This is a genomic window from Aliarcobacter thereius LMG 24486 (assembly GCF_004214815.1).
Lineage (GTDB): Bacteria > Campylobacterota > Campylobacteria > Campylobacterales > Arcobacteraceae > Aliarcobacter > Aliarcobacter thereius.
Window position 1 is genome coordinate 604,069 of sequence record NZ_CP035926.1, and the last position, 24,563, is coordinate 628,631.

The following is a 24,563-nucleotide window of genomic DNA, read 5'->3' on the forward strand; positions in this document are numbered from 1 at the left end:
ATTATCTAAATAAAAATGGAGGTAAATTATGAAAAAAATTATGACAACAACTGGTGGAAATCCAATTTCTGATAATCAAAACTCAATAACTGCTGGTGAAAGAGGACCAGTATTATTACAAGATTATCAACTTATACAAAAACTAGCACATCAAAATAGAGAAAGAATTCCAGAAAGAGTAGTTCATGCAAAGGGAAGTGGAGCTTTTGGAACTTTGGAAATAAATGAAGATATATCAAAATATACAAAGGCAAAAGTCCTACAAAAAGGTGAAAAAACAAAACTTTTATTAAGAATTTCAACTGTTGCAGGAGAAAAAGGTGCAGCTGATGCTGAAAGAGATGTAAGAGGTTTTGCTCTTAAGTTTTATACAAAAGAAGGTAACTGGGATTTAGTTGGAAATAATACACCAGTATTCTTTGTAAGAGATGCAATAAAATTCCCTGATTTTATACATACACAAAAAAGAGATCCACAATCAAACTTAAGAAGTAACACTGCAATGTGGGATTTTTGGTCTTTAAGCCCTGAAAGTTTACACCAAGTAACAATTCTTATGTCAGATAGAGGATTACCAAAATCATTAAGACATATAAATGGATATGGTTCACATACATATAGTTTAATCAACTCAAAAAATGAGAGATTTTGGGTTAAATTCCACTTTAAAACTCTTCAAGGAATTGAAACTATTACAAATCAAGAAGCAGAAGCTATTGTAGGAAAAGATAGAGAGTCAAATCAAAGAGATTTATTTGAAAATATTGAAAAAGGAAATTTCCCTAAATGGAGTTTTGAAATTCAAATAATGACAGAAGAAGAGGCAAAAACATGTAGTTTTAATCCATTTGATTTAACAAAAGTTTGGCCACATAAAGATTATCCAATGATTAAAGTTGGAACTATGACTTTAAATGAGAATCCAAAAAATTATTTCCAACAAGTTGAACAAGCTGCATTTAGTCCATCAAATATTGTTCCAGGAATTAGTTTTTCACCTGATAAAATGCTACAAGCTAGAATATTCTCATATCCAGATGCACAAAGATATAGAGTTGGAACTCACTATGAAATGTTGCCTGTAAATAGACCAATTTCAGAAGTAAATACATATAATCTTGATGGAAGTATGAATTTCGAAATAAAAGAGCCTTCAAAAGCTTATTATGAGCCAAATAGTTTTGATGGAGCAGTTGAAGATAAAAGTTATGCAGAGCCAGATTTAGAAGTTGGGAATATTGCACAAAGATATGATCATAGAGTTGGAAATGATGACTTCTCTCAGCCAAGAGCTCTATTTTTGCTTATGAATGATAATCAAAAGAATCAACTATTTAATAATATAAAAGATGCTATGAATGGTGTTCCACAAGATATTATAAATAGACAACTTGAACTTTTTGAAAAAGTTCATCCTGATTATGCAAATGGAGTTAAAAAAGCTTTAGGAATATAAATTGCAAGTTACAGAAGAAGAGTTAAAAAGATATGAAGAGCTTCAAGTAATAGCTTTAGATTTTGCAAGAAGAGGTAAAACTCAAGATTTAAAAGCTATGATTGAAGCTGGAATTAGTGTAGATTTAAGTGACCATAAAGGAAATAGCTTATTAATGTTAGCTACTTATAATGGAAATTTAGAAACTACAAAAATGTTAATTTCAAGAAATGCAAGAATTGATAAAAAAAACGATAGAGGACAAACACCACTTGCAGGAGTTTGTTTTAAAGGAAATTTAGAAATTGTTCAAGCTTTAGTAGAAGCAGGAGCAAATATAGATGAAGATAATGGTTTAGGAACTACTTCAATGTTTTTTGCAAGTATGTTTGGACATACAGATATTGTAAGATATCTTCAGAAAAGAAAGAAATCTACTTTAAAAGATAAAATATATATTACTTTATCTAAAATTATAAGATTTTTTAGAAGAAAATAGATATTAGGATTTATACTCAAAAAAGTATAAATCCTAAATAATCAATATTTATTTAAACTATTTTTTATAACAATAGGTACAAAAAACATTGAAACTACATAAGAGATTAAAGTTCCCCCAATAAGAGCAACTCCCAGCCCACCAAATACAGCATCATTTGCTATTAAAGAACTTGCAAATACAAGAACTAAAACTGTAAGAATAATAGGCTTTGACCTTGTAGCTGCTGCTTTTGCTATTGCTTCATTTGTATTAAGATTTTGTTCATTTTTTAACTGTTTTGCAAAATCTATGATAAGTGTTGAATTTCTAGAATTTATTCCAATTAAAGCAATAAATCCAATTAAGCTAGTGGCAGTTAAATAGAAAATATCTTCTGTAAAAATATCCATAATAATATGGGCAAAAATTACACCAATAATTGATACAAAACTAGATAAAACAATAGCTCCACTTAAAGAAAAACTTTTATAATAAATTACCATTAGTAAAAATATTAGAACTAATGCAATAATAAATGCTCCACCCAAATCTATAAAAGTATCAATAGTAACTTTTAATTCACCATCAAAAATCAAATCAAATTTTTCACCATTTAATTTATCAACAAAAGCTAGATTTAGCATATTGGTTTTTATAACATCATAATCTTTATTAAAACTATTTATAATTTCATTTCTTGAATCTAAAAGAGGATATATTTGGCTATCGTTTGAAGTTTCTGCTATTACATTTATTAGTGGATTCATATTTTTTGAACTAATCTCTGGTTCTTTTATAGATTCATTTATTGAAACAAGTTCTGAAATACTTATCATTTGACCTTTGTTATTCATTATCTTTAATGAACTAAGTTTTGAATTTAGAGCAGATTTTGAGTTGCTTGATAGATTTTTACTATTATTTAATCTTAAGAAAATAGGAATTTGACTCTCTTTATATCTATTATTTACAACAGCTATACTCATTCCTTCAAAAGCTATATATAAAGTTGCTTTTAGATGTTCTAAATCAACTCCACTCATTATTGTTTTATTGTTGTTTATATTTAAACTAAAAACTCTATAATCTTCATCTGCAAGAATATCAATATCTACTAAAGTATTCTGATTTTTAAATACATTTGCAACTTTTTGTGCAAAATCTCTTCTACTTTGAAAATTTACTCCTCCATAAACTTCAGCAACTAAAGATGCCAAAACAGGTGGACCAGCTGGAAGTTGAATAAATTTAATAACAGCATCTTCACTACTGCAAGAGTTTAAAACTTCATTTCGTAACTTATTTACAAGATTGTAACTTGTAATATCTCTATCCTTAAATCTTTTTATATTTATCATAAGTTCAGCTTGACTCTCTTTGTATTTCAAAGAACTTTGTTTTACAAGACCAGCAAAATCTATTGGCTGACCTTGAGATAAAAATGCTGATATATTTGTTATGTTTTCCTCTTTTTGTAAAGAGTTTGTAATACAATTTACAAGCTCTTTTGTTTGATAAATACTTGAACCATCTTTTAAATCTACATAAATAGAAAAAGAGTCTGAATCTTTATCTGGAAGCATTTTTGCTTTTAAAATCTCACTAGGAAGAGATAAAACAGATAATATAAAAAGTAAAAAAGTAGTAAATAGTACAAGAAAAGTTTTTCTTTTACTATTTAAAATATCTAAAATTATTTTTTCTATTTTCATCTCTTAGCCTTTAAAATTTTTCTTACTAAATAAGGTGTAAATGCATAAGCAACAAATAGTGAAACAATTAGAGAAATAGGTACAAAAACAGGAAGTGGATGCATAAATTCTCCCATCATTCCACCAACAAAAAACATAGGAACAAAAACTAAAACAATAGCTATTGTTGCAATATTTGTAGGATTTCCTATCTCATTTGTAGCATTTATAGCTATTTTTTCAATATCTAAATGAGGGTTTTGTGCTTTATGTCTATGAATATTTTCTATTACAATAATAGCCGCATCAACAAGCATTCCTAAAGATACAATAAGTGCAAAAAGTGTGATTCTATTTACTGTTTCTCCAAGTAAAAAACCTATAAATAAAGTCAAAGATAAAATCATAGGAACAGTTAAAGATACTATTAAAGCTTCTTTAAATCCAAGAGTAAAAATAAGTAAAATAAAGATTATGATGATTGAAACAATTAAATCTTTTATCAAAGAGTTTACAGCAATATTTGCACTATATCCATCATCTCTTGTGATTATATATTTAATATTTTTACTTAATAAAGGCTCTTTTATGCTATTCATATATTCAAATATTTTTTCATTTATAGTTACACTATTCGCACCTTTTAATTTTGATGCCATTAAAGTGATTTGAGAATGCTCTTCAAAACTTCCATCATCTTTTTTTGTATATAAATATGCATCTTTTTTATTTTGAATTTCATAAGATTTTGTGATTTTTGCAATATCTTTTAAATATATTGGAGTTGAAAAATTATAAGATATTATAAGATTTTCCAAATCTTTTACACTTGTTATTGCTTGATCTATTTGCATAACAACCAAAGAGTTATCACTTGTATTTGTACTCATATTTGGAGTATTAAAGTTTAGTGCTTCAATATGTTTTTTAACATATGCTAAAGCAATATTGTAAGAGTTTAATTTATTAATATCGACTTCAATATTGTATTGCTCTTTTTTTTCTCCTTTTAAATCAACCATTGCAACATCTTCAATTTTGTTTATTTTTTTTGCAATACGGCTAACTTCTTCATATAGCTCCTCTTTATTCAAAATATCAATACCATCTTTTTTTTCACTATAAAAAGCTATTGTAGCAATAGGAATTCCTGTATCAATATCCATAGTTTTTATAATTGGTTGCATAGCATTTTTTGGCATTAAATCCATATTTCTCATAACTTGGTCATATAGTTTTAAATTTGATTGTTCTTTATCTTCTCCAATAAAAAACTGAACTTGAACAATTCCCACGCTATCTCTTGCAAAAGAGAAAATATGCTCAACACCTTTTATCTCTTTTATCTTTTTTTCAAGTGGTTCAACAATAACTTTTTGAATTTCACTAGCTTTTGCATCAGGAAGAGCAACTATTACAACTCCACCACTTACTTTTATTTGAGGATTCTCCTCCTTTGGCATAAGTAGAAGTGAAAAATATCCTAAAATCAAAATAAACAGAGCTAAAATGAAAGTTAAAGGATGATTTATAAAAGTTTGTGCAATTCTTCCTGCAATATTTAAATTTCTATTCATCTGTTTTTTCCAAATCTTCATCTAAAAACAGAGTAATTTTTGCATACATAGCTGGATATATATTGAACTCTTTTTTATCAAAAGATATTTTTACTACAAAAGAGTGAGTTGAATTCATATAACTTGGATAAACTGCTTTAACAATACCATTTGATTTAAAATTTTGAGAAGCTATCTCTAATTTAACTTTTTTTCCTACACTTATATTTTTTAGGTTTGATTCTGAGATATTTGTTTTTATAATTAGTGAATCTAAATCAGTCAAAATAAGATGAGGCATTCCTGGGATTGCCATTTCAGCTTCTTTGATTGATTTTTTTATAAGCATTGCATTGTTTGGTGCTCTTACTTTTAAATAGTTGTAATTTGCTAAAAGTTCAGATAGCTTTGCTTTTGCTGTAATAAGATTTAATTCAAGCTGTTCATAATCAAATTTTGAAACTAAATCTTGAGCTAAAAGCTCTTTATATCTTTTTAGATTTATCTCTAAGTTTGAAACTTGGCTTCTTACTATTTTTTCATTATAAGCAATATCTGTTGGATCAATCTCATAAAGCAGTTGACCTTTTTTTACAATATCTCCTTCATTTACATATACTTTTGTAATATATCCCATCATTCTACTTGAAATGATTTTCTCATTTTCTGATTCAACAACTCCATCTAGCTCCAAATATGAAGCAAAAGAGCTAATACAAAATAAAAAAACTGCTAATAAATATCTCATTTCTTATCCTTAATTAAATTTATTCCTAAAACTTTTTTTAACTTTGCTAATGCTAAAGATGTTTCATATCTAGCATTTAAAAGCATTGTTTGACTTTTTCTATAATTTGTCTCTTGTGAAAGTAGGGTTGTCATAGAAATAAGTCTATTTTTATATTGTAATTTTGCTTGTTCTAAAACATCATAAGCTAAATTCAAAGCTTGAAAATATACTTTTTGTTCATCTTGTTTTGAATTGAAATTCAATAAAGCTTCATCTAATTCTAATTTAATACCATCTTCAAGTTTTTGCATATCGAGTTTTGATTTTAATAATTCAAGCCTAGATTTCTCAAGTTTACTAGATCTGCTATAATCAAATAAAGTTAGATTAATTCCTAAAAAAGCAAGATAATAATCCTTGTCATTTGAAGCTGTAAAGTTATTATCATTATAACCATACTCTAATCTTGTGAAAATATTTGGATAGTATGAACCTTGATTTGCTTTTATATTTTTATTATTTGCTTCAATACTTATATTTACTAAAGCTTTTTCATCTCTTTTTAAAAGAGCCATTTCATAAAGTTCATCAAAGTTTTGTAGATCAAAATATATATTTTTAAGAGATTGAACATCGTTTATATTATTGTTTCCACTTAAAAATCTAAGATAAGAAATAGCTAGTTTGAAATTGTTTTTTGCTTTTAAAAGTTCAGCTTGAAGTGATAGTTTATATACTTTTGCTTCATTTACATCAAGTTTTGTTACCAAACCATTTTCATGAAACTTCTTTGCACCTTCATATATAAAATCAATTGTTTGACTAGCTTTTTCTAAAGTTTGTATAAAATCTTTTGCCAAAACTGAACTATTGTAAGCTTTTAAAACTTCATATTCAAGATTTTTCTCATCTAAATTATATAAATATTCATTTGCTTTTTCTTGAAGTTTTGTAATGTCTTTATAGTTACTTAAGGCAAAACCTGTAAAAAGTGGAAGATCATAAACTATTTTTGTATTAATATTTGTTCTTGAATTTGGATAGTTTAAATCTTTTGGTGCTACATCAATATCATTTTGATTTTGCATTTCTATAAACCCAAAATCTCTAAAAGTAGCTTCTCTACTTGATAGCTTTGAGTTAAACACATGACCTGCGTGATTTGTACGACTTATTTCACTTGAAATATATAGTTTCCCTGTTTCAATACCAATAATCTCATCTTGGCTCTTCTTTGAAATATCGATATCAATCTCTCTTTTTTGAAGCTCTTTACTATTATTAATTGATTGTTTTAATAACTCTTCAAAAGAGATAGTTTCTGAATAAGATATTCCTAAAAAAAGAACTAAAGAAGTAAATATTTTCTTCATATAAAATCCTTAATTTTTAAAAAGGAGAATTATAACTAAAAAAAATGATTTTAGCAACAAGAATTATAACAAAAAATTATTATTCTATATCCTTGTGCTTCTCTTTTACTTCTAAAATCTTATTAATATTATTGAAAAATACTTCTACTAGTTTAGGATCAAAATGTTTTCCACTTTGCTCTTTTATATAGTTTAATGCTTCATCTAAAGGCCAAGCTTTTTTATAACATCTATCACTACTAATTGCATCAAAAACATCTGCTAAAGCTGTAATTCTTCCAAAGATAGGAATCTCTTCACCTTTTAAACCATTTGGATAACCTGTTCCATCAAATTTCTCATGATGTGTTAAAGCTATATTTGCAGCTGTTTGCAATAGAGGTCTTGTTGATACATTTAACATCTCAAAACCTTTTTGTGCATGAGTTTTCATCTCTTCAAACTCTTCAGCTGTAAGTTTTGCTGGTTTATTTAAAATACTATCAGGAATAGCAATTTTACCTATATCGTGCATAGGACTTGCAAGAGATAACTCTTTTGCACTTGCTTTTGGTAAACCATAACCCAAAGCCAAAATTTTTGAATATTTAGATACTCTTTTTACATGTTCTCCTGTCTCTTTAGATCTTGATTCAGCAATACTTCCCATAGTAAAAATAATCTCTCTTTGAATCTCTTCTATATCTTTATTTGCTGTAATATCTTCTCTAACTGCGTAATAACCAATTAACTTACCTTTATCATCATATTCAGGCTCTAAATCTGCAATAACCCAATAATATGAACCATCTTTTTTCATATTTTTTATTTCAAGTGTAACTTTTTTTTCTTCTTTTAAGTCATTCCATAATTGAGTAAATATCTCTTTTGGAGTATCTGGATGTCTTACAATACTATGAGGTTCACCAATAAGTTCATATTTTGTATAGCCACTAATTTTACAAAATGCACTACTTGCATGAGTAATTATCCCTTTTAAATCAGTTCTTGAAAATATTACATTTTTGTCATAAATCTCAACTAGTTTTTCCAATTTTTCACTTTGAGATTTTATTCTTTCTGTTTTTATTTTTATTTCAGCATCAAGCTTCTTTGCATAAATTGATTTTAAAAGATATAAAAATATTATAGAATATAGTAAAGAGAAGATTATTATAAGAGTTATATATTGATTTATAAAATCTGATAATTGTGATTTATTTAGTTTACTTTTTTCATAGAACATAAGGAATAGTCCCATTTCATCACCACTTGTATCTCTAATCATAATATTTGTAACTAAATATTTATCAAGTAATTTATATTTCCAAATATTTAAGAAATAATTTATGCCATTTTTTTGTATTAAATCAAGTAAATCTCGATTCGCATCTATATTTGCAACATATCTTCCATCTACAAATATCTTTGAAAAAGGTTCTAATAGCTTTTTACTTTTATCCTGACTTAGTAAAAATATAGGGCTTATATTCTCTTTCTCTAAATTTTTTGCAATAGAGTTAAATTTTGATATAAATTCAATAAATCCTAAAAACTTACCATTTTTATTAAAAACTGGCTGAATTGTTTTTAAAGTTAAATCATATAGACCAGAACTAATATTTTGTGTTTGTCTTGGATTTTTAAAAAGTTCTTTTAAATCTTCTCTTACTTCTAAAAGATTTTCTCCAGATTTTTCTGTCCATGACCTATAAAAACTATTACCATTTTTATCTATTATATGTAGCCATAAGTTTCTATAATCACTATTTTTATTTAAAAAATCTAAAATATCTTTATAATCAATTATATTTTTATCATTTTTTTCTAGTGCTTTTATTAACTCTTTATTTTGGCTCAACAAGTAGACCATATTTCCAATACTTGATTGTTTACTTCTTATTTCATTTGCAAAAAGATCTCTAATTTGTGTACTTTTTTCTAAATAAATATCTTCATTTATTTTTTCTACATTTGGTTTATAATAGAAAAAATAGAAAAGTAGTAAAAAAACTAAGAAACCTATTGAATAATATAAAATCTTTTTCATAAATTAAAACCTAAAAATTTATTATTTAAAAGATTGAGCTAAATTTCCAATAATAAGTGGCCAACCATCAACGACTATAAAAAATATTATTTTAATAGGAAGTGATATCATCACAGGAGGAAGCATCATCATTCCTAAACTCATCAAAATAGAAGCAACAATAATATCTATAATCAAAAATGGTAAAAATATTAGGAATCCTATTTCAAAAGCAGTTCTAAGCTCACTTACAATAAATGCAGGCATTAGAAGAGTTAAAGATACATCATCAATATTTTTTGGGTTTGGTTCTTTTTTTATTCTATAAAATAGAGCTAAATCGGATTCTCTTGTGTTTTTTATCATAAAATCTTTGAAAGGTGCAATTCCTTTTGAAAAGGCATCTTGATAAGATATTTTTTCATCCATATAAGGAACAATACTCTCATCCCAAGCTTTTTTCCCATAAGGCTCCATTATAAAAATTGTCATAATAAGAGCAAGTGAAATTATAATTTGAGTAGGTGGAGTTTGTTGAAGCCCCATAGACTGTCTTAAAAGAGCAAGAACTATAATAATTCTTGTAAAAGATGTAACCATTAGTAATAACGAAGGTGCTAAAACTAATAGAGCTAAAATTATTACAATATTTATTGTTTTTACAAATTGAACAGGTTCTTCAAGTGCAGATACAGAAAGATTTATCATAGGAACAGGATCAGCAGCTAAAGAATAAATAGATAGTAATACTATTCCAAATAAAAATCTCAATAAAAATTCCTAATAAAAAAAATGAAAATCATTCTACCTAAATATAAATTAAAAACTACTCTAATTCTGTAATATAGCCAAGTTCATAAAGCTTATCATATATATTACTTACAATTCCACCAGTTGCTCTACCACCACTTTCTCCATGTTCAACAATAACTGTAACAACATATTTTGGTTTTTTATATGGACCAAAAGTAGTTATCCAAGCGTGTGATCTTTGATAGTATTCAAGTTCACTCTCTTTCATCCTTACTTTCTCATCTTGAGGAATAGTATAAACTTGTGCAGTACCAGTTTTTGCAGCTATTTTTACTTTTGATTTAATATATCTTCTAGCAGTTCCAGATGATGAATTTACAACATCATACATAGATTCTCTCATAAGATCTAAATGCTCTTTTTTAAAATCAAGTTCAATAGGTTCTTCATAAGCTTCTTTATTTAAATGTGGTTTTGGTAATTTACCATTTGCAAAATAAGCTGTAAATCTTGCTATTTGTAAAGGAGTTGTAAGCATATTTCCTTGACCAATTGAAGTAATTACAGTCTCTCCAATATACCAAGGTTCATTAAATCTTCTCTCTTTCCACTCTTTATTTGGATTTATACCTATGAACTCATTGTCTAAATCTATACCTGTTTTTTGACCAAAGCCAAATTTATCTAAAGTTTGAGAAATTTTATCAATACCAACTTTTAAGCTTCCTTTATAATAAAAATCATCACAACTTTTTACAATAGAATTTTTAAAATCTATATGTCCATGCCCTGATAATTTCCAGCATCTGAAGTTTCTATTTCCAATTTCAAGTCTTCCTGTACATGTTACATTAAAATTTTCAGGAATAGCATTTTCTAAAAATGACATTGCAACGCCCATTTTAATTACAGAACCAGGAGGATAAAGACCATTTGTAATTTTATTTGTAAAAGGGTGATTGAAATCATTTCTTAAAACATCCCATTCTTTTTGAGAAATACCTTTTACAAATATATTACTATTATATTCAGGGAAAGATGATGCTGCTAAAATCTCTCCATTTGTCGAATCCATAATAATTACTGAACCACTTTTATCTTTAAATTGTTCTTGAAGAAATTTTTGAAGTTGTATATCGATTGTAATTTTAACTTTATTATCTGTTGAAGCCTCTTTTTCATCAATTATTTCAAGCTCTTTATTGTAGGCATTTACTTTTACCTCTTTATAACCAAGAGTTCCTTGAAGTTTTTCATTATAATATTTTTCAATACCACTTTTCCCAGTAATTTTATTAAATCTTGCAACTTCATTATTTTCAATCTCTTTTTTTGTAGCTTTTCCTACATATCCAATTATATGAGTTGCAAGTTCATTAAAAGGGTAATGCCTTTTTGAAGATAATTCAACTTGGATATCTTCATTGCTTTGTAAATAAGTAAATTTTGACAACATCTCTTCATAAGATATGAAATCTATAAGTTTTATAAACTCATGATTATAAGGAGAGTCGTTTTTTAGGTACTCTTCTCTTAATATATCTTTATTATATTCAGGTAGATATTTTATAATATCATCTAAAATTGAGTCTAATTTTATTCTATTAGAAGAAGAACTTAAATGAGGTTTTATATTAATTGAAAAACCAATAAGATTTAAAGCAATAGGAGTATTGTTTCTATCTTCTATAATACCTCTTATAGGCGCTTTGAATGTTTTTTTGATATAGTTATTTTTTGATAATTCTTCATAATAAGTATTTGATTTAATTGATAAAAAATATATTCTAGTAACTAAAATAAGAGCAAAAACAATAATAATAATAAATATAATATTTAATCTAGTTTTCATAAAAATATTCCAAATATAATTATGTCAAGAAAAAAAGCTAAAAGTAAAAATAGAATAATATATGTTGAAATATTATAAAAAAGTGTAAATAAAATTAGCATTCCAATGTAAAAAAATAGAATATATAAATAGTTATTTAATTTATCTTGCTCATATTGAGGAATTATAAATAAGTAAATGAAATATGCTATTAATGCAAGAGAAAAAGGCTTTAATCCCATATTTAATTCAACTATTAAAAAAGCAAATAAAATAAAAGCAAATGAGTAATAATACTCTTGTTTTAAAGTTCTATAAAAAGCTATTGATAAAATACCAGCAAAAGGTAAAATTATAAAGAAAGATGATGCAAAAATAGATATGAAAACTAAAGTAGAGATAAATACTACTAAGAAAAATGGATTATCTAAACTATTTGTTGACATAAATTACCTTTTAAATCTTGAATAAATCTTTTGGATCTATATATGCACTATTTTTTGTAACTTGAAAAGTAAGATTTGAATTAACTCTTCCTACAACACTACCTTTTTGTATCCATTTTCCAACTACAATATTTGGAGCAATATCATCTAAATGAGAATAAACAGTGTGAAGACCATTTGAATGTTGAACAATAACAACATTATCAAGAATTCCAGCATTCTTCTTTGCATAAACAACTTTTCCATTTAATACAGAAAAAACTTTAGAGTCTTTTTCTATTGCACTTAAAACAATAGATTCATTAAAAAGTTTTATTTTGTAAACTGGATCATAATATGTACCAAATAGTTTCTCTACTTTAAAAGATTTTAAAGGAGCTATTGTTTTTTGACCTTTATATTTTACAATTTTTACTCCATCAGTTGAAGAACCAATTTTTCTAACATCAAGGTCTAAACTTTTTGCAAATTCCTGATTTCTTGAATCTTTTGTTTGAGCTAAAGATTCAGCTTTTTTAGCCTCACTTAATCTTTGTTGTTCAGCTTTTTTTAGCTCTTCTTGTTTTAAAATTTTTAAATCAGCAAGAATTGAGTTTAATCCATCTTGTTGATCTAAAACTTTTTTTAACTCATTTTGATAAGAATTATGCTCTTTTTGAAGATTTGCTAAAGATTTTGTATGAGTTGATTTTAAATACAAAAACTCATTTTTCTTTTTTTCTCTTGAAATAATATAACTATTTAATCTATCTATCTCTTTTTGGTTTTGCTGAGTATTTTTTGATAATCTATTATAATTTTCGTTTATTTTAATAATTTTCTCTTTTGAATAATCAGATAAAAGTGAAAAAATTTCATTATCTATTATCTCTTGTAAAGACTCTTTTGAAGCTAGATTAAGTGCCATTGATACAGAAAACTCTTCTATAATTATATTTACAATTTCATCTTCACTCTGTTTTTTTTGGATAATTAAATTTTTTGTATCATTTTGTAGCTGGTTTAATTTCTTTTCAGAGCTTTCAAGTAGACCTTGATGAGTATTTATATCTTTAGTAATATTTGAAATATCTTTTTCTAATGTTGCAATATCTCTATTTTGCTCTTCAATATTTTTTGCAAGAATTTTCATATTTTCATTTGCACTAGCTTCTTTTTTTTGATTTGAACTCAATTGTGCTTGATTCTGTTCTATTTTTTTATCAATATTTGAAGCATTTAAAAAAGATAAAAAAATAGTAAATATTAAAAAAACTATTTTAGTCATTATCTATCTTGTATTTTAATAGTGTTCCAAATATTGTGCATAAAGATATTATAAAAGCAAGTGCAAAAATCTTTAATATCTCTATTTCAAGATTTATCTCTATATTTACAATATCTTGCAATTCAAAAGGAAAAATAGCTTCAATATTATTTGATATATATATTAAAAATATAGATGATACTAAAAAAGCTAAAAAAGAGCTAAGAAAAGCCTGTTTTATAATTGATGAAGCACTATAAATTATAGATGCACCATGAAGTCTTAAAATTGATATTTTAACTCTATGTTCGTGAAACCAAAGTTTTATCTGTTTTGCCAATATAATAACAGCAAAGATTGTAATAATAATAAATAAAGAGAAAGATATTGTGCTTAAAATTAATAATAAAATATAAACTTGACTATGATTTTTATAGAAAATCTCAACAGTTTTTACACCATTTTTACTAAGAAGTGTTTTTTTAATTTTTTCTAACTCTGTACTTGTAGGAAAATTCTCCAAATATAGTTGATAAAAGTATGGAAGTTTTGTTCTTAAAAGTGTAATTGAACTAGAAGATAGATTAGATTTAATATTTTCTATTATCTTCTCATTTGAAAGTAGCTTTAAATCACTTACATTAATACCTGCAAGTTTTCCAAAGTCATCTTTTTTTAATTCTATTTTTGAAACTACAACTATTGAGTAATCTTTAGATATTTTACTTTTGTAATTATCTACAATATTTGTAATTAATAGATATATACAAAATGCTATAAGCATAGATAAAAGAGGTATGAAAAATGCAAAAGTAGCTTTAAGAGACTTCACAAATAGCCCCTTCTACTATTGAAAGTTGTCTATATTTTATTCCTAAATGTCTAGGCACTCTATGAGTTACAACTACAATAGTAATTCCTAGTCTTTCATTTGCACTTTTTAATAAATTCCAAACAACATCAGCTGATGTATCATCTAAATTTCCTGTTGGTTCATCTGCTATTATTATTTTTGGATTATGAGCCAAAGCTCTAGCAACTGCTATTCTTTGTTGTTCCCCACCACTTAATTGATTTGGATAAGAACCTTTTTTATGATAAAGCTTTACAAGTTTTAAAAGATCATCTGCTTGTTTTCTTGAAGTCTCTTCTATATAGTTATTTATTTTTAAAGGAACCATAATATTATCTTCAATTGTAAATTCATTTATTAGTTTATAATCTTGAAAAATAATTCCTATATCTTTTCTAAGAGTTCTTAATCTATTTCCTCTTATTCCAACTACACTTTGTCTAGCAATATTTAGTTCACCATGACGAATAGGAAGCTCACCATAAAAAGATTTTAGAAGTGTAGATTTTCCGCTACCACTATTTCCTCCAATGAATATAAATTCACCTTCTTTTATAGAGAATTCACCTTTTTTTATAATATATTTATGATTATCATAAGTAAGATATAAATTCTTAGCAATAATCATTTTTTTAAAATCTCTTTTAATTTTTTATGAGCAGCAATATTTGAACTAGTAGGAAGAGGCTCACCTTGATAATAAGATAGTTTTCCATTTAAAATAAGTATATATTTTGTAACAGGTCTATCAAAATTACCCATAGTCACTTTTATTAAAGCAGAATTATTATGATTTAAAATATAATAAAGCTCCTCAATATGTACAAAATATTTTTTAATAATAATTGCTTTTAAGAAAGCATGTTCAAAAAAATTATCTACATTTATTTCAAAATCAAATGAAAAGTCAAAATCCAAATTTATATCTTTATCTACAACTTGAGAAGTAAGAATTACATCATAGATGTTTTTCCCTTGTTTTTTCCATCTATCTTCATATTTACTAGAAACTTCAAGCTCTTTATTTACATCAATAGAGATTTTTGCTTTAGGAAGATTTGTTAGTAAATCTACACAAAAATCAAAATATTTTCTACTATCAGATCTTAATTCCAAAGTTCCATCAAGTTTTAAAACTCTTAGAGCTTCACTTACAAACTCATTTGAATATATTCTTCTATGTGGTTTCTTATCCCAAGGAACAGGGAAATGGACATATATTTTTCCAACTTGATTTGATTCAATAAACTCCATAAAAAGTCTTGCATCATAATTTACAACTAAAACATTTGTAATATTTTGAAGTTCTAATTGAGTTAAAAGTTGTTCTATTGATGGAAAATGAATTTCAAGTCCAATAAAAACTTTATCCGGATTGTTTTTTGCTTGATAAAGTAAGTGTCTTCCACTTCCAAAACCTATTTCTATTACAAGTTCTTTTGTTGTTTTAAAGTCATTTACAAAATAGTCAATCTCTTTTAAGTATTTATGTTCATGCTCTTTTTTCTCTTTTAAGTTTTTTGTATTTTCAAATAAGATATCACTATTTGTTAATTCTACATAAGAGTTAAGAGCAGATTTGATAAATGATACAGGAGATATTCTAGTTGTTTTATCTGATTTAATTAAGAAATTATCATCTTTATCTTTTATTGTAAGTAAAAACTCTTTATCTAAATTTTTTACTGCAACTTTATATTCAGTTTTTCTTGATTCATCTTTAGAAAAACTTTTTGCAACAAATAAAAACTCATTTTCTCCTTTTTTTGTAGGAGTATTTATTAAAATATTTTTATTGAAAACTATATGGGGCATGTTACTCTGCTATTGGTAAAATTATTTTTGCTTCATTACTTGGTTCAGATACTAAACCAAATTCATCTATTGCTTGAACACTATAATTGTATTCAACACCACTTACAACATCTTTATCTTCAAATCTAAAACCTTTAATACCTTTTATAATTAAAGTATCAGATATAAATATATTTTTCTTCGTTTTTTTAATTATATTATAAGCCTCTGCTCTATCATCTGCTTCTTTCCAATTTAAAATAGCTTTTTTATCCTGAATTTGTGCAAGAGTTAATACAGGTTTTGCAGGTTCAATTAAAGATTTTCCTCTTACAGAACTTACATCTTCAGTGCTTTCAAGCTTATCTTTATCAACAGATATTATTTTGTAATAAAAAGATTGATTATCTTTTTTTAATTCATCTGTATATTCAACAATATCAGATTTTACTCTAGCAATTTTACTAAAACCAATTTTCTCATAAGAGCTTCTATAAATATCATAATAAATCACATCTGAAGAGTTACTCGCTTGCCAAGATAGATATATTTTTTTAGGAATATTATCAGAGGCTTTTAAATTAGAAACAGGAAGAGGAAGACTTTTTGTTGTTGCTTCTAAAATCTCACTATGATTTGAATTAATATTTTCAAAAGTATAAGCTATAACTTTATATTTATAAGTTGTTCCATCTTTTAATCTTGAATCAATAAATTCAGCTGATAGTCTATTTCTTATTTTTGAGCTAACACTATTCCAATCTTTCGAACTAGGATTAAATCTTTCTACTTCATAATAAGCAACTCTTTTATCTGGATGTGGTTGCCAAATTAATTTTACTTGTCTTGGAAGATTTGATATTGCTTGTGCAAATTTTACCTCTTCAAGTCTTGGAAGTGTTTGTACTAAGTATGCTTTTGTTGAAATTGATTCTTTATTATCTTTTAATTTTAAAGATATTTGATATATGTATTTTGTGTTTGGTTCAAGATTTTTATCTACAAAATGAGATTCAAGTCTATTTTTACCTGAGTAAATTAGTTTTAATTTAGTCTCATTTTTATCAGCATTTGCTCTATAAAAGTTATAACCTTCAACTCTTGGATCATCAACTCTTTTCCACTCAAATCCAATTGAAGTCATAGATGGAATTGAGATAATAGAATCATAATTAACTGTCTGAAAAGTTTTATCTACTTCTGTTTTTTGATTAAATAGTGTACTTGAACAAGAACTAAAAAGTAGAATTAAAAGTGTCAATAAGCCTATTTGTATCAATCTTCTCATCTATTTTCTCCTTGGAAAAATTCTTATTTATAAAATCTTCTAAATCTTGTGGAATATCTGCTTTAAAACATACTTTTGTTTTTTTTATAGGATGAATGATTTCTAAAAAATATGCATGTAAAAAAAAACGATTTATTTTACTTAAGTTACCCTTAAATCCATATAAAGAATCTTCAAGAATATGACGGTTAAGTGAGTTTAGATGCACTCTAATTTGGTGTGTTCTTCCTGTAAAAAGTTTGCAAGCAATAAACTCTAGCTTTTCATCAAAAGAAGTTTCAAGTTTCAAAAAAGATGTTTTTGCATATCTTGCACCATCAATTACAGCCATTTTTAATCTATTATTTGGATTTCTTCCAATATCTTTTTCTACTGTTAAATTATCTTTTAAAGGCATATCAATAATAGCAATATAGTATCTTCCAACACTTCTTTCTTCAAACTGTTTTGCTAAATTTTGATGAGCTTCATTTGTTTTTGCAATAGTTAAAATTCCACTTGTTCCTTTATCTAATCTATGCACAATTCCATGTCTTAAATCTCCACTAATAGTTGAAAGTGATATGTTTTTTAACTTCAACCAATCAACTAAAGTTGGCTCTTTTGTGCTACTTGCTTCATGAACAGTTAAGTTTGCAGGTTTATTTAAAACTAATATATCTTCATCTTCATATATTATTTTGATATCAAAATCTTTAAAAAATTCAATAATTTGACTATCTTCTTTAAAATTACTTTCAATTTGAGGTAAAAATACTTCAATATTTTGTAAAGCTTTTAATTTAAATCCATTTTTATTTATAATTTTTCCATCAACTTTTACAAAATCTTTTTTTATAAGTTGTAAGATTTGATTTCTTGAACTATCTAAACTTTGAGTTAAAAACTTATCTAATCTATCTTCTTTTTCTACAATAAAATTTTTATACATATTATGCTACTCTTTCACTATGCGACTATTTGATAAAAGAACTATCTCACACTTTGATTCTGTTTCTATAATATTAGTTTTACCACTAATAATACTATCTTATTTCCTAATTGAAGGAGTAAATGATAGTTTGGCGAATAAACAGTTGTTTTATTATACCGTTTCATTGTTTATATTCTTTTTAGTTTTTATTTTACCAATTAGAAAGAGTTTATTTATAATTCCTATTTTATATTGGTTAGCTATTATATTACTTATTTTAGTTGAGTTTATTGGGGTTACAAAACTTGGAGCTAGAAGATGGATTAGTATTCCATTTACAGATTCAACAATTCAGCCATCAGAGATAATAAAACCAATATATATTTTGATGCTTGGTTATTTGATACAAGATAGACCACCATCAAAAGATGGTTATGGATTTAAAGATTTTGCTTATTTTTCTATATTTATTTTAATACCATTTTTTTTAATAGCAATTGAACCTGACTTAGGAACAGCACTTGTTATGCTTTTAGTTGGTTATGGGATACTTTTTGTTATTGGAGTTAATTGGAAAATATGGCTTGCAATATTTATCTTTGTATTAACTTTTATACCATTTTCATATAGTTATATCTTAAAAGATTATCAAAAAAAGAGAGTTCATGATTTTATTGTTGCTGAAAAACCAAGTTACCACGTTCAGCAAAGTATTATTGCTATTGGTTCAGGAGGGCTTACAGGAAAAAATAATGATGAAGCAACTCAAACTCAATTAAAATTTCTACCTATTGCTACAAGTGATTTTATCTTTGCTTATTTAGTTGAAAGATTTGGATTTGTTTGTGGTTTTGGAGTTATTATTATATATGTATTGCTTGTTTTTCATCTGCTTAGTTACAACTTAAGTATAGCTTTTAAAAAAGATTATATAACCAAGGTATTTGCCACAGGATTAGCACTATTAATATTTTTTAATATGAGTGTAAATATTTTAATGGTTATTGGTTTTGCACCTGTTGTTGGTATTCCTTTACCATTTTTTTCTTATGGTGGAAGTTCATTTGTAAATTTTATAGTTACATTTTCTATTTTACAAAACTTAGTTTCATATAGATATAAAGATAGTTATAACTATGAAAGAAACTTATAAATTTAGAAAAACCTGTAAAATACTTTAAATCTTAAAATAGTATCTTCTTCTGGTCTTGGATAATCTTTGTAAGCAATTCTTATTAACTCTAAAGTATGCTCATCAAAGATTGTATATCCACTTGAAGATATGATTCTAAGATTACTTATATCACCATTTGGATGAAATGTGAATTCAACAATATTTATACCAGATAATTTTAATCTAGCAGCTTCAATTGGATATCCTAACCTATTTAAGGCTCTTTGAGTAATTACTTGAAAGTTATTTATATTTTTTTCTAAATATGCTTTTTGTATTTTTGTAAAGTTATCATACTCTTTTCCGTAAAGTTCTCTTAGCTCGTTAAAGACTTCACTATTTCCAATATTATCTTTTTGACTTAAAAACTGTTCTAGAGTTGAAGTTTGTAAATCTGAACTCTCTCCTAATATATTTTTTTGATTCTCTTTTGCTTCTTGTAAATCTTTTTTAAACTCTTTTTCTTTTTGTTCTTTTGGCTTTGGTTTTATTATAGGTTCTTGTTTCTTATTTTCTTTAGAAGAGGGAATTGTTTCAGTTTTAGAAGATTGTTTATCCTCTTCAAAACTCTCTTTTTGAGCTAATTTAACAAATTTTATTTCACTTGTTGAATGAGGTTTTTGTTCCTCTTTTCCTTCCTTTTTTTCAAATAACTTTGAATAATTTAATATTATAAAAAAAGATAAATGTATTAAAATTGATATTAAAAATGCTATATAAATTCTTTTCATAGTGCTGATTATAGTAGAAATATTTAAAAATTCTATTTAGATTTATTAAAATTATATTAATATCCTTTTTATATAATTACAAAAAATAATAAAGGAGTTTATTTTGAGTAGTTTTTTGGGTGATAAAAGTTTAAATTTAAGAGTTTGGCATTGGTTGAGTTCAATTACTATTGTTGGACTTTTATTTACATATATATTTAGGCTCTCTTGGTTTGATAAAAATGATTTAGCAAATATAATAGTTACAAAACTATCTGATTTTAATATAGTAATTTCAAATGATGATGCAATATCATTAGCAAAATTAATAAGAGCAGATATGTGGCAGTGGCATTATATATTTGGATTTATATTGGTCTTTTTAATTATATTTAGATTGTTTGCTTTTTTTATTTTAAAGGAAAAGAATCCTATACAAAAAATAAAAACAACAAATAATTCACATATAAAATTTGTAAAACTAGCACATGCAATATTTTATGTAGTTACTATTTATGTTTGTATTAGTGGAATTTTAATATTTTTTAGAGAAGATTTGGGATTAACAAAATCTAGTCTATCTTTAGTTAAAGATTTACATGAGTACTCTTTTTGGTTCTATTTATTTTTTATATTTTCTCATATAATAGGTGTTGTAAAAGCAGAAAATAGTACAGATAAAGGCTTAATAAGTGAAATGTTTAGTGGAAATAAGTAGAGTAAAGAATTTTTTTTGAAGTTTATAAATATTTTAAAAATCACAACTCCTATTGCTTTAGCATATATTCCACTTGGAATTGCTTTTGGAATATTTGCAGTTTCATATGAAATTCCTTGGTACTTTGCTACTTTGATGAGCTTAGTTGTATATGCAGGAAGTGCGGAGTTTTTGATTGTTGCTTTTATCATCTCTTTTGCTTCAGTTTTAGAAGTATTTATAGCAATCTTTTTGGTAAACTTAAGACATTTCTTTTATGGAATATCTATTTTAAATGATTTCAAGAACTTGAAAGGTTTTTCTAAAATATATTCAATATTTGGACTTACAGATGAAACTTTTGCTTTATTAAAACTTGTAGATATAGATAAAGAAGAAAAACAAAAAATATATCCAATAATAACAGCCTTAGGGCATTTTTATTGGGTTTTTGGTGTTTTTTTGGGTTCATATCTTGGACAATTCTTGAAATTTGATTCAAAAGGGCTTAGTTTTATACTTACAGCACTTTTTATTGTTTTATCAATAGAGTTATACAATAAATTAAAACAAAAAAATATAGTTATAATCTCAATTTTTATTGCTTGTTTTGGACTATTCTTACCAGATAAATATATGCTTGTAATAACACTTTTTATATCAGCATTTATACTTATAATATATAAAGAGAGAATAAAAATATGAGTTCTTTTGATATAGTAATAATTATTCTCACAGCAAGTTTAGCGACAATATTAACTCGTTTTTTACCATTTATTATTTTTAAAAAGAGTAAAAAAACTTCAAAACAGTTTTTGTTATTTGAAAAAGTGATGCCACTTATGATTATGATAATTTTGGTTTTTTATACTTTAAAAGATATAAAGTTTATAGAATTCCCTTTTGGGATTGCTGAAATAATAGCTGTTTTACTTACAATTATTCTACATTTAAAATATAAAAATATATTTCTTAGTATTTTTTTATCAACATTTTTTTATATGATATTAGTGCAGTTTATAGTTCCAAAAATAGTATAGAAACTTTAAATAACCTTTTGCTTATATAAATTATTGTAAAATAATTACTTATTATAAAAATAGGAAAAGCAATGTTTAAAAAATCTATCAAAGCTTACAGTGAAGCTTGTGAAGTAATACCTGGTGGAGTTGATTCACCAGTTAGAGCCTTTAAAGGAGTAGGGGGAACACCACCTTTTATAAAAAAAGGAAAAGGTGCTTATTTGTACGATATTGATGGAAATAGGTATTTAGACTTTGTTCAAAGTTGGGGACCACTTATTTTTGGACATTGTGATAAAGATATAGAAAAGGCTGTTGTAAAAACTGCAAAACTAGGTTTAAGTTTTGGTGCTCCAACAACTCTTGAGACAAAACTAGCACAAGAGATAGTTGAAATGTATGATAATATTGATAAAGTAAGATTTGTAAGTTCTGGAACTGAAGCAACTATGAGTGCTATTAGATTAGCAAGAGGAGTTACAAATAAAAATGATATTGTAAAATTTGAAGGTTGTTATCACGGTCACTCAGACTCTTTACTTGTTCAAGCAGGTTCAGGAATGGCAACTTTTGGAAGCCCAAGTAGTCCAGGAGTTCCAGCTGATTTAACAAAACACACTCTTTTATGTGAATATAACAATATAGAACAACTAAAAAAATGCTTTGAAGAAAGTAGTGATATTGCTTGTATAATTATTGAACCAATAGCTGGAAATATGGGATTGGTTCCTGCAAATGTTGAATTTTTACAAGTTTGTAGAGAACTTTGTAATGAACACGGTGCATTACTAATTTTTGATGAAGTTATGAGTGGATTTAGAGCAAGTTTAAAAGGTGCAAGTGGTATTTTAGATATTAAAGCAGATATTATTACTTTTGGAAAAGTAATTGGTGCTGGAATGCCTGTTGGTGCATTTGCATCAAGAAATGAGATTATGAATCAACTATCTCCAGATGGAAAGATTTATCAAGCAGGAACATTAAGTGGAAATCCAGTTGCTATGGCTGCTGGACTTGTAAGTTTAAGAAAATTAAAGAAAAATCCAGAAATTTATGATGAATTAAGTAAAAAAACAAAAAGATTGATAAATGGTCTTAAAAAAGTTGCAGACAAAAATGCTATTCCTTTTCAAATTAATTCAAGAGGAAGTATGCTTGGATTCTTTTTTTGTGAAAAAGAGCCAAAAAACTTTAAAGATGTAGGAAATTGTAATTTTGAAAGATTTGCAACATTTCACAACGAGATGTTAAAAAAAGGTTTCTATTTTGCTTGTAGTCAATATGAAGCTGGATTTATATCTACAAAAATATCAAATAAAATGATTGATGATTGCATAAAAGCTGCTGATATTGTTATGAAAAATTTAAAATAAGGTAAAAAATGGGAAGCTTCAAAAATGTAGAGCTAATAAAAAAAGCGAATATATATTTTGGTGGAAATGTTACAAGTAGAACTTTTATAGATACAGACGGAAGTAAAAAATCTCTTGGAATTATGATGCTTGGAACTTATACTTTTGGTACAAATGAGGCTGAAATAATGGAGATAATTAGTGGAGATGTTGAAGTTAAATTAAAAGATTCAAATGAGTGGAAAAGATATACAGATGGTAGCTCTTTTTCTATTCCAGAGAACTCTAGTTTTGAAATAAAAGTAAAAACAATAAGCGATTATTGTTGTTCTTATATAAAGTAGGTAAAGATGAGTGAAAATAAAAATGAATTAGAAAATAGTAAACCAAAACATAGAGATAAAATACAAGCTTTGGATAGCTTATCTGTTGGAATATCTATGGTTGCTGCTATTGTAATTGGAGTTCTAATTGGACTTGGACTAAAACATCTTACAGGTCAAACATGGACACTTTTTCTAGGAGTTTTTTGGGGAATTGCAGCAGCTGTTTTAAATGTATATAAAGCATATAAAAGAGCTCAAAAAGTTTATGAAGGTATGGAAAACGATCCAAGATATTCTCATAGAGCAAAGTATGGTGATAAATCAGTTGATGATGAAGATAAATAGGGATATTTTAAACTTTGCAAAGGTTTTTATTGTTTTAAATCTTTGTCTAAGTTTTTATGCAATTCTTTTTCAAGATACAACTTGGCTTCTAAATCTTCAAGTAGCATTTTTCTCATCTTTATTTGTAACACTTGCTTCTTTTTTATCTTATAGAAAGAACATTAAAAATAGATTATCAACTTTTGAGAATAAAGAAAAAGAATCGATTGATACTAGAGATAAAATTGATGAAATAGATGATCCTTTTGACCTTTATAGTGAATATGAAGAAATCCCAGAAAATGAGCTTACAAGTGAAAAAATAAAAGAGATTATAAATGAAGAGAAGAAAAAAGTAAAACAAAATAGTATTAAAAATACAATCTTTAGTGCAGGTGGATTTGTATCTATATATAGAATTTTTGGATATGTTTTTTTAATATTTGGTTTTTTTGCTTTAAATAACAATAATCTATTTATTCCACTTTCATTTATTATAGGACTTGGAATTGTACCTTTAGGTGTTTTACTTATAAAACTTTTTCAGAATAAGATTTAAT

At 25.9% G+C, this 24,563-nt stretch carries 25 protein-coding genes; 10 read left to right on the forward strand and 15 right to left on the reverse strand.

From position 1 onward, the window contains the following. Window positions 1-28 precede the first annotated feature (28 nt). Both ATH_RS03225 and ATH_RS03230 read left to right on the forward strand, forming a co-directional pair. Complete coding sequence (locus tag ATH_RS03225; RefSeq protein WP_066184858.1) at window positions 29-1,456, forward strand: catalase; 1,428 nt, start codon at window positions 29-31, stop codon at window positions 1,454-1,456. A 1-nt stretch (window position 1,457) separates the two neighbouring features. Continuing rightward, window positions 1,458-1,934 carry an ankyrin repeat domain-containing protein gene (locus ATH_RS03230; protein ID WP_066184859.1) on the forward strand — a complete coding sequence of 159 codons (477 nt, stop codon included), beginning with the start codon at window positions 1,458-1,460 and terminating at the stop codon, window positions 1,932-1,934. A gap of 41 nt (window positions 1,935-1,975) precedes the next feature. Here the strand turns inward: ATH_RS03230 and ATH_RS09990 are convergent, their stop codons facing one another. The 14 genes from ATH_RS09990 to ATH_RS03300 all read right to left on the reverse strand — a co-directional run bounded on the left by ATH_RS09990 (window position 1,976) and on the right by ATH_RS03300 (window position 18,416). Further along, window positions 1,976-3,628 carry an efflux RND transporter permease subunit gene (locus ATH_RS09990; RefSeq protein ID WP_066184860.1) on the reverse strand — a complete coding sequence of 551 codons (1,653 nt, stop codon included), beginning with the start codon at window positions 3,626-3,628 and terminating at the stop codon, window positions 1,976-1,978. Then, window positions 3,625-5,205 carry an efflux RND transporter permease subunit gene (locus ATH_RS09995; RefSeq protein ID WP_268878096.1) on the reverse strand — a complete coding sequence of 527 codons (1,581 nt, stop codon included), beginning with the start codon at window positions 5,203-5,205 and terminating at the stop codon, window positions 3,625-3,627. The genes ATH_RS09990 and ATH_RS09995 overlap by 4 nt, the downstream gene beginning before the upstream one ends. After that, window positions 5,177-5,911, reverse strand: a complete 735-nt coding sequence (locus ATH_RS03245) for an efflux RND transporter periplasmic adaptor subunit (protein WP_066184862.1) — start codon at window positions 5,909-5,911, stop codon at window positions 5,177-5,179. The genes ATH_RS09995 and ATH_RS03245 overlap by 29 nt, the downstream gene beginning before the upstream one ends. After that, window positions 5,908-7,266: a TolC family protein gene (locus tag ATH_RS03250; protein ID WP_066390578.1), complete on the reverse strand. Its 1,359-nt coding sequence runs from the start codon at window positions 7,264-7,266 to the stop codon at window positions 5,908-5,910. The genes ATH_RS03245 and ATH_RS03250 overlap by 4 nt, the downstream gene beginning before the upstream one ends. A 79-nt stretch (window positions 7,267-7,345) precedes the next feature. Beyond that, window positions 7,346-9,295 carry an HD domain-containing phosphohydrolase gene (locus ATH_RS03255; protein ID WP_066184864.1) on the reverse strand — a complete coding sequence of 650 codons (1,950 nt, stop codon included), beginning with the start codon at window positions 9,293-9,295 and terminating at the stop codon, window positions 7,346-7,348. Between the two features lie 21 nt (window positions 9,296-9,316). Then, window positions 9,317-10,045, reverse strand: coding sequence for a flagellar type III secretion system pore protein FliP (gene fliP, locus ATH_RS03260; RefSeq protein ID WP_066184865.1), 729 nt, complete (start codon window positions 10,043-10,045; stop codon window positions 9,317-9,319). 55 nt (window positions 10,046-10,100) lie between these two features. Further along, window positions 10,101-11,879 (reverse strand): penicillin-binding protein 2, encoded by a 1,779-nt coding sequence (mrdA, locus tag ATH_RS03265; protein WP_066184866.1) that lies wholly within the window; start codon window positions 11,877-11,879, stop codon window positions 10,101-10,103. Continuing rightward, a complete protein-coding gene (locus tag ATH_RS03270) occupies window positions 11,876-12,304 on the reverse strand; it encodes a hypothetical protein (RefSeq protein WP_066184867.1) in 429 nt (142 codons plus the stop codon). Before ATH_RS03270 ends, mrdA begins: the two co-directional genes overlap by 4 nt. A 10-nt stretch (window positions 12,305-12,314) precedes the next feature. Beyond that, window positions 12,315-13,571 (reverse strand): murein hydrolase activator EnvC family protein, encoded by a 1,257-nt coding sequence (locus tag ATH_RS03275; RefSeq protein ID WP_066184868.1) that lies wholly within the window; start codon window positions 13,569-13,571, stop codon window positions 12,315-12,317. Further along, a complete protein-coding gene (locus ATH_RS03280) occupies window positions 13,564-14,382 on the reverse strand; it encodes an FtsX-like permease family protein (RefSeq protein ID WP_066184869.1) in 819 nt (272 codons plus the stop codon). Before ATH_RS03280 ends, ATH_RS03275 begins: the two co-directional genes overlap by 8 nt. Beyond that, a complete protein-coding gene (locus ATH_RS03285; protein ID WP_066173330.1) occupies window positions 14,369-15,031 on the reverse strand; it encodes a cell division ATP-binding protein FtsE in 663 nt (220 codons plus the stop codon). The genes ATH_RS03280 and ATH_RS03285 overlap by 14 nt, the downstream gene beginning before the upstream one ends. Next, window positions 15,028-16,218 carry a tRNA (guanosine(46)-N7)-methyltransferase TrmB gene (gene trmB / locus ATH_RS03290; protein ID WP_066184870.1) on the reverse strand — a complete coding sequence of 397 codons (1,191 nt, stop codon included), beginning with the start codon at window positions 16,216-16,218 and terminating at the stop codon, window positions 15,028-15,030. The genes ATH_RS03285 and trmB overlap by 4 nt, the downstream gene beginning before the upstream one ends. Window position 16,219: 1 nt before the next feature. Further along, window positions 16,220-17,485: a fibronectin type III domain-containing protein gene (locus ATH_RS03295; RefSeq protein ID WP_228140854.1), complete on the reverse strand. Its 1,266-nt coding sequence runs from the start codon at window positions 17,483-17,485 to the stop codon at window positions 16,220-16,222. Further along, entirely contained in the window at window positions 17,433-18,416 is a 984-nt protein-coding gene (locus ATH_RS03300; RefSeq protein ID WP_066390576.1) for an RluA family pseudouridine synthase, read from the reverse strand. Before ATH_RS03300 ends, ATH_RS03295 begins: the two co-directional genes overlap by 53 nt. A 19-nt stretch (window positions 18,417-18,435) precedes the next feature. On the opposite strand from ATH_RS03300, the gene ATH_RS03305 reads away from it, so the two are divergent. Beyond that, window positions 18,436-19,551, forward strand: coding sequence for an FtsW/RodA/SpoVE family cell cycle protein (locus tag ATH_RS03305; RefSeq protein WP_066390573.1), 1,116 nt, complete (start codon window positions 18,436-18,438; stop codon window positions 19,549-19,551). Between the two features lie 2 nt (window positions 19,552-19,553). Here the strand turns inward: ATH_RS03305 and ATH_RS03310 are convergent, their stop codons facing one another. Further along, the gene (locus tag ATH_RS03310) at window positions 19,554-20,303 is read right to left on the reverse strand and encodes an energy transducer TonB (RefSeq protein WP_066184873.1); all 750 of its coding nucleotides are present in this window, start codon (window positions 20,301-20,303) and stop codon (window positions 19,554-19,556) included. Window positions 20,304-20,406: 103 nt separating this feature from the next. Between ATH_RS03310 and ATH_RS03315 the strand changes: the two genes are divergently transcribed. From ATH_RS03315 to ATH_RS03345, 7 genes are all read left to right on the forward strand, one after another. Further along, window positions 20,407-21,000, forward strand: coding sequence for a cytochrome b/b6 domain-containing protein (locus ATH_RS03315; RefSeq protein WP_066184874.1), 594 nt, complete (start codon window positions 20,407-20,409; stop codon window positions 20,998-21,000). 15 nt (window positions 21,001-21,015) lie between these two features. Beyond that, the gene (locus tag ATH_RS03320) at window positions 21,016-21,684 is read left to right on the forward strand and encodes an AzlC family ABC transporter permease (RefSeq protein ID WP_066184875.1); all 669 of its coding nucleotides are present in this window, start codon (window positions 21,016-21,018) and stop codon (window positions 21,682-21,684) included. Beyond that, entirely contained in the window at window positions 21,681-22,019 is a 339-nt protein-coding gene (locus ATH_RS03325; RefSeq protein ID WP_066184876.1) for a branched-chain amino acid transporter permease, read from the forward strand. Before ATH_RS03320 ends, ATH_RS03325 begins: the two co-directional genes overlap by 4 nt. 71 nt (window positions 22,020-22,090) lie before the next feature. Then, entirely contained in the window at window positions 22,091-23,374 is a 1,284-nt protein-coding gene (gene hemL / locus ATH_RS03330) for a glutamate-1-semialdehyde 2,1-aminomutase (RefSeq protein ID WP_066390569.1), read from the forward strand. Window positions 23,375-23,382: 8 nt separating this feature from the next. Then, window positions 23,383-23,697, forward strand: coding sequence for a pyrimidine/purine nucleoside phosphorylase (gene ppnP / locus ATH_RS03335; protein WP_066184878.1), 315 nt, complete (start codon window positions 23,383-23,385; stop codon window positions 23,695-23,697). Between the two features lie 6 nt (window positions 23,698-23,703). After that, window positions 23,704-24,024: an AtpZ/AtpI family protein gene (locus ATH_RS03340; RefSeq protein WP_066184879.1), complete on the forward strand. Its 321-nt coding sequence runs from the start codon at window positions 23,704-23,706 to the stop codon at window positions 24,022-24,024. Then, window positions 23,990-24,562, forward strand: coding sequence for a hypothetical protein (locus ATH_RS03345; protein WP_228140853.1), 573 nt, complete (start codon window positions 23,990-23,992; stop codon window positions 24,560-24,562). The genes ATH_RS03340 and ATH_RS03345 overlap by 35 nt, the downstream gene beginning before the upstream one ends. The last annotated feature ends 1 nt before the right edge of the window (window position 24,563 follow it).

Coding starts and splice junctions, on each gene's coding strand:
- ATH_RS03225 (WP_066184858.1), top strand. CDS start 29: ATGAAAAAAATTATGACAACAACTGGTGGAAATCCAATTTCTGATAAT.
- ATH_RS09990 (WP_066184860.1), bottom strand. CDS start 3,628: ATGAAAATAGAAAAAATAATTTTAGATATTTTAAATAGTAAAAGAAAA.
- ATH_RS09995 (WP_268878096.1), bottom strand. CDS start 5,205: ATGAAGATTTGGAAAAAACAGATGAATAGAAATTTAAATATTGCAGGA.
- ATH_RS03245 (WP_066184862.1), bottom strand. CDS start 5,911: ATGAGATATTTATTAGCAGTTTTTTTATTTTGTATTAGCTCTTTTGCT.
- ATH_RS03250 (WP_066390578.1), bottom strand. CDS start 7,266: ATGAAGAAAATATTTACTTCTTTAGTTCTTTTTTTAGGAATATCTTAT.
- ATH_RS03255 (WP_066184864.1), bottom strand. CDS start 9,295: ATGAAAAAGATTTTATATTATTCAATAGGTTTCTTAGTTTTTTTACTA.
- mrdA (WP_066184866.1), bottom strand. CDS start 11,879: ATGAAAACTAGATTAAATATTATATTTATTATTATTATTGTTTTTGCT.
- ATH_RS03270 (WP_066184867.1), bottom strand. CDS start 12,304: ATGTCAACAAATAGTTTAGATAATCCATTTTTCTTAGTAGTATTTATC.
- ATH_RS03275 (WP_066184868.1), bottom strand. CDS start 13,571: ATGACTAAAATAGTTTTTTTAATATTTACTATTTTTTTATCTTTTTTA.
- ATH_RS03285 (WP_066173330.1), bottom strand. CDS start 15,031: ATGATTATTGCTAAGAATTTATATCTTACTTATGATAATCATAAATAT.
- trmB (WP_066184870.1), bottom strand. CDS start 16,218: ATGCCCCATATAGTTTTCAATAAAAATATTTTAATAAATACTCCTACA.
- ATH_RS03295 (WP_228140854.1), bottom strand. CDS start 17,485: ATGAGAAGATTGATACAAATAGGCTTATTGACACTTTTAATTCTACTT.
- ATH_RS03300 (WP_066390576.1), bottom strand. CDS start 18,416: ATGTATAAAAATTTTATTGTAGAAAAAGAAGATAGATTAGATAAGTTT.
- ATH_RS03305 (WP_066390573.1), top strand. CDS start 18,436: ATGCGACTATTTGATAAAAGAACTATCTCACACTTTGATTCTGTTTCT.
- ATH_RS03310 (WP_066184873.1), bottom strand. CDS start 20,303: ATGAAAAGAATTTATATAGCATTTTTAATATCAATTTTAATACATTTA.
- ATH_RS03325 (WP_066184876.1), top strand. CDS start 21,681: ATGAGTTCTTTTGATATAGTAATAATTATTCTCACAGCAAGTTTAGCG.
- hemL (WP_066390569.1), top strand. CDS start 22,091: ATGTTTAAAAAATCTATCAAAGCTTACAGTGAAGCTTGTGAAGTAATA.
- ppnP (WP_066184878.1), top strand. CDS start 23,383: ATGGGAAGCTTCAAAAATGTAGAGCTAATAAAAAAAGCGAATATATAT.
- ATH_RS03340 (WP_066184879.1), top strand. CDS start 23,704: ATGAGTGAAAATAAAAATGAATTAGAAAATAGTAAACCAAAACATAGA.
- ATH_RS03345 (WP_228140853.1), top strand. CDS start 23,990: ATGGTGATAAATCAGTTGATGATGAAGATAAATAGGGATATTTTAAAC.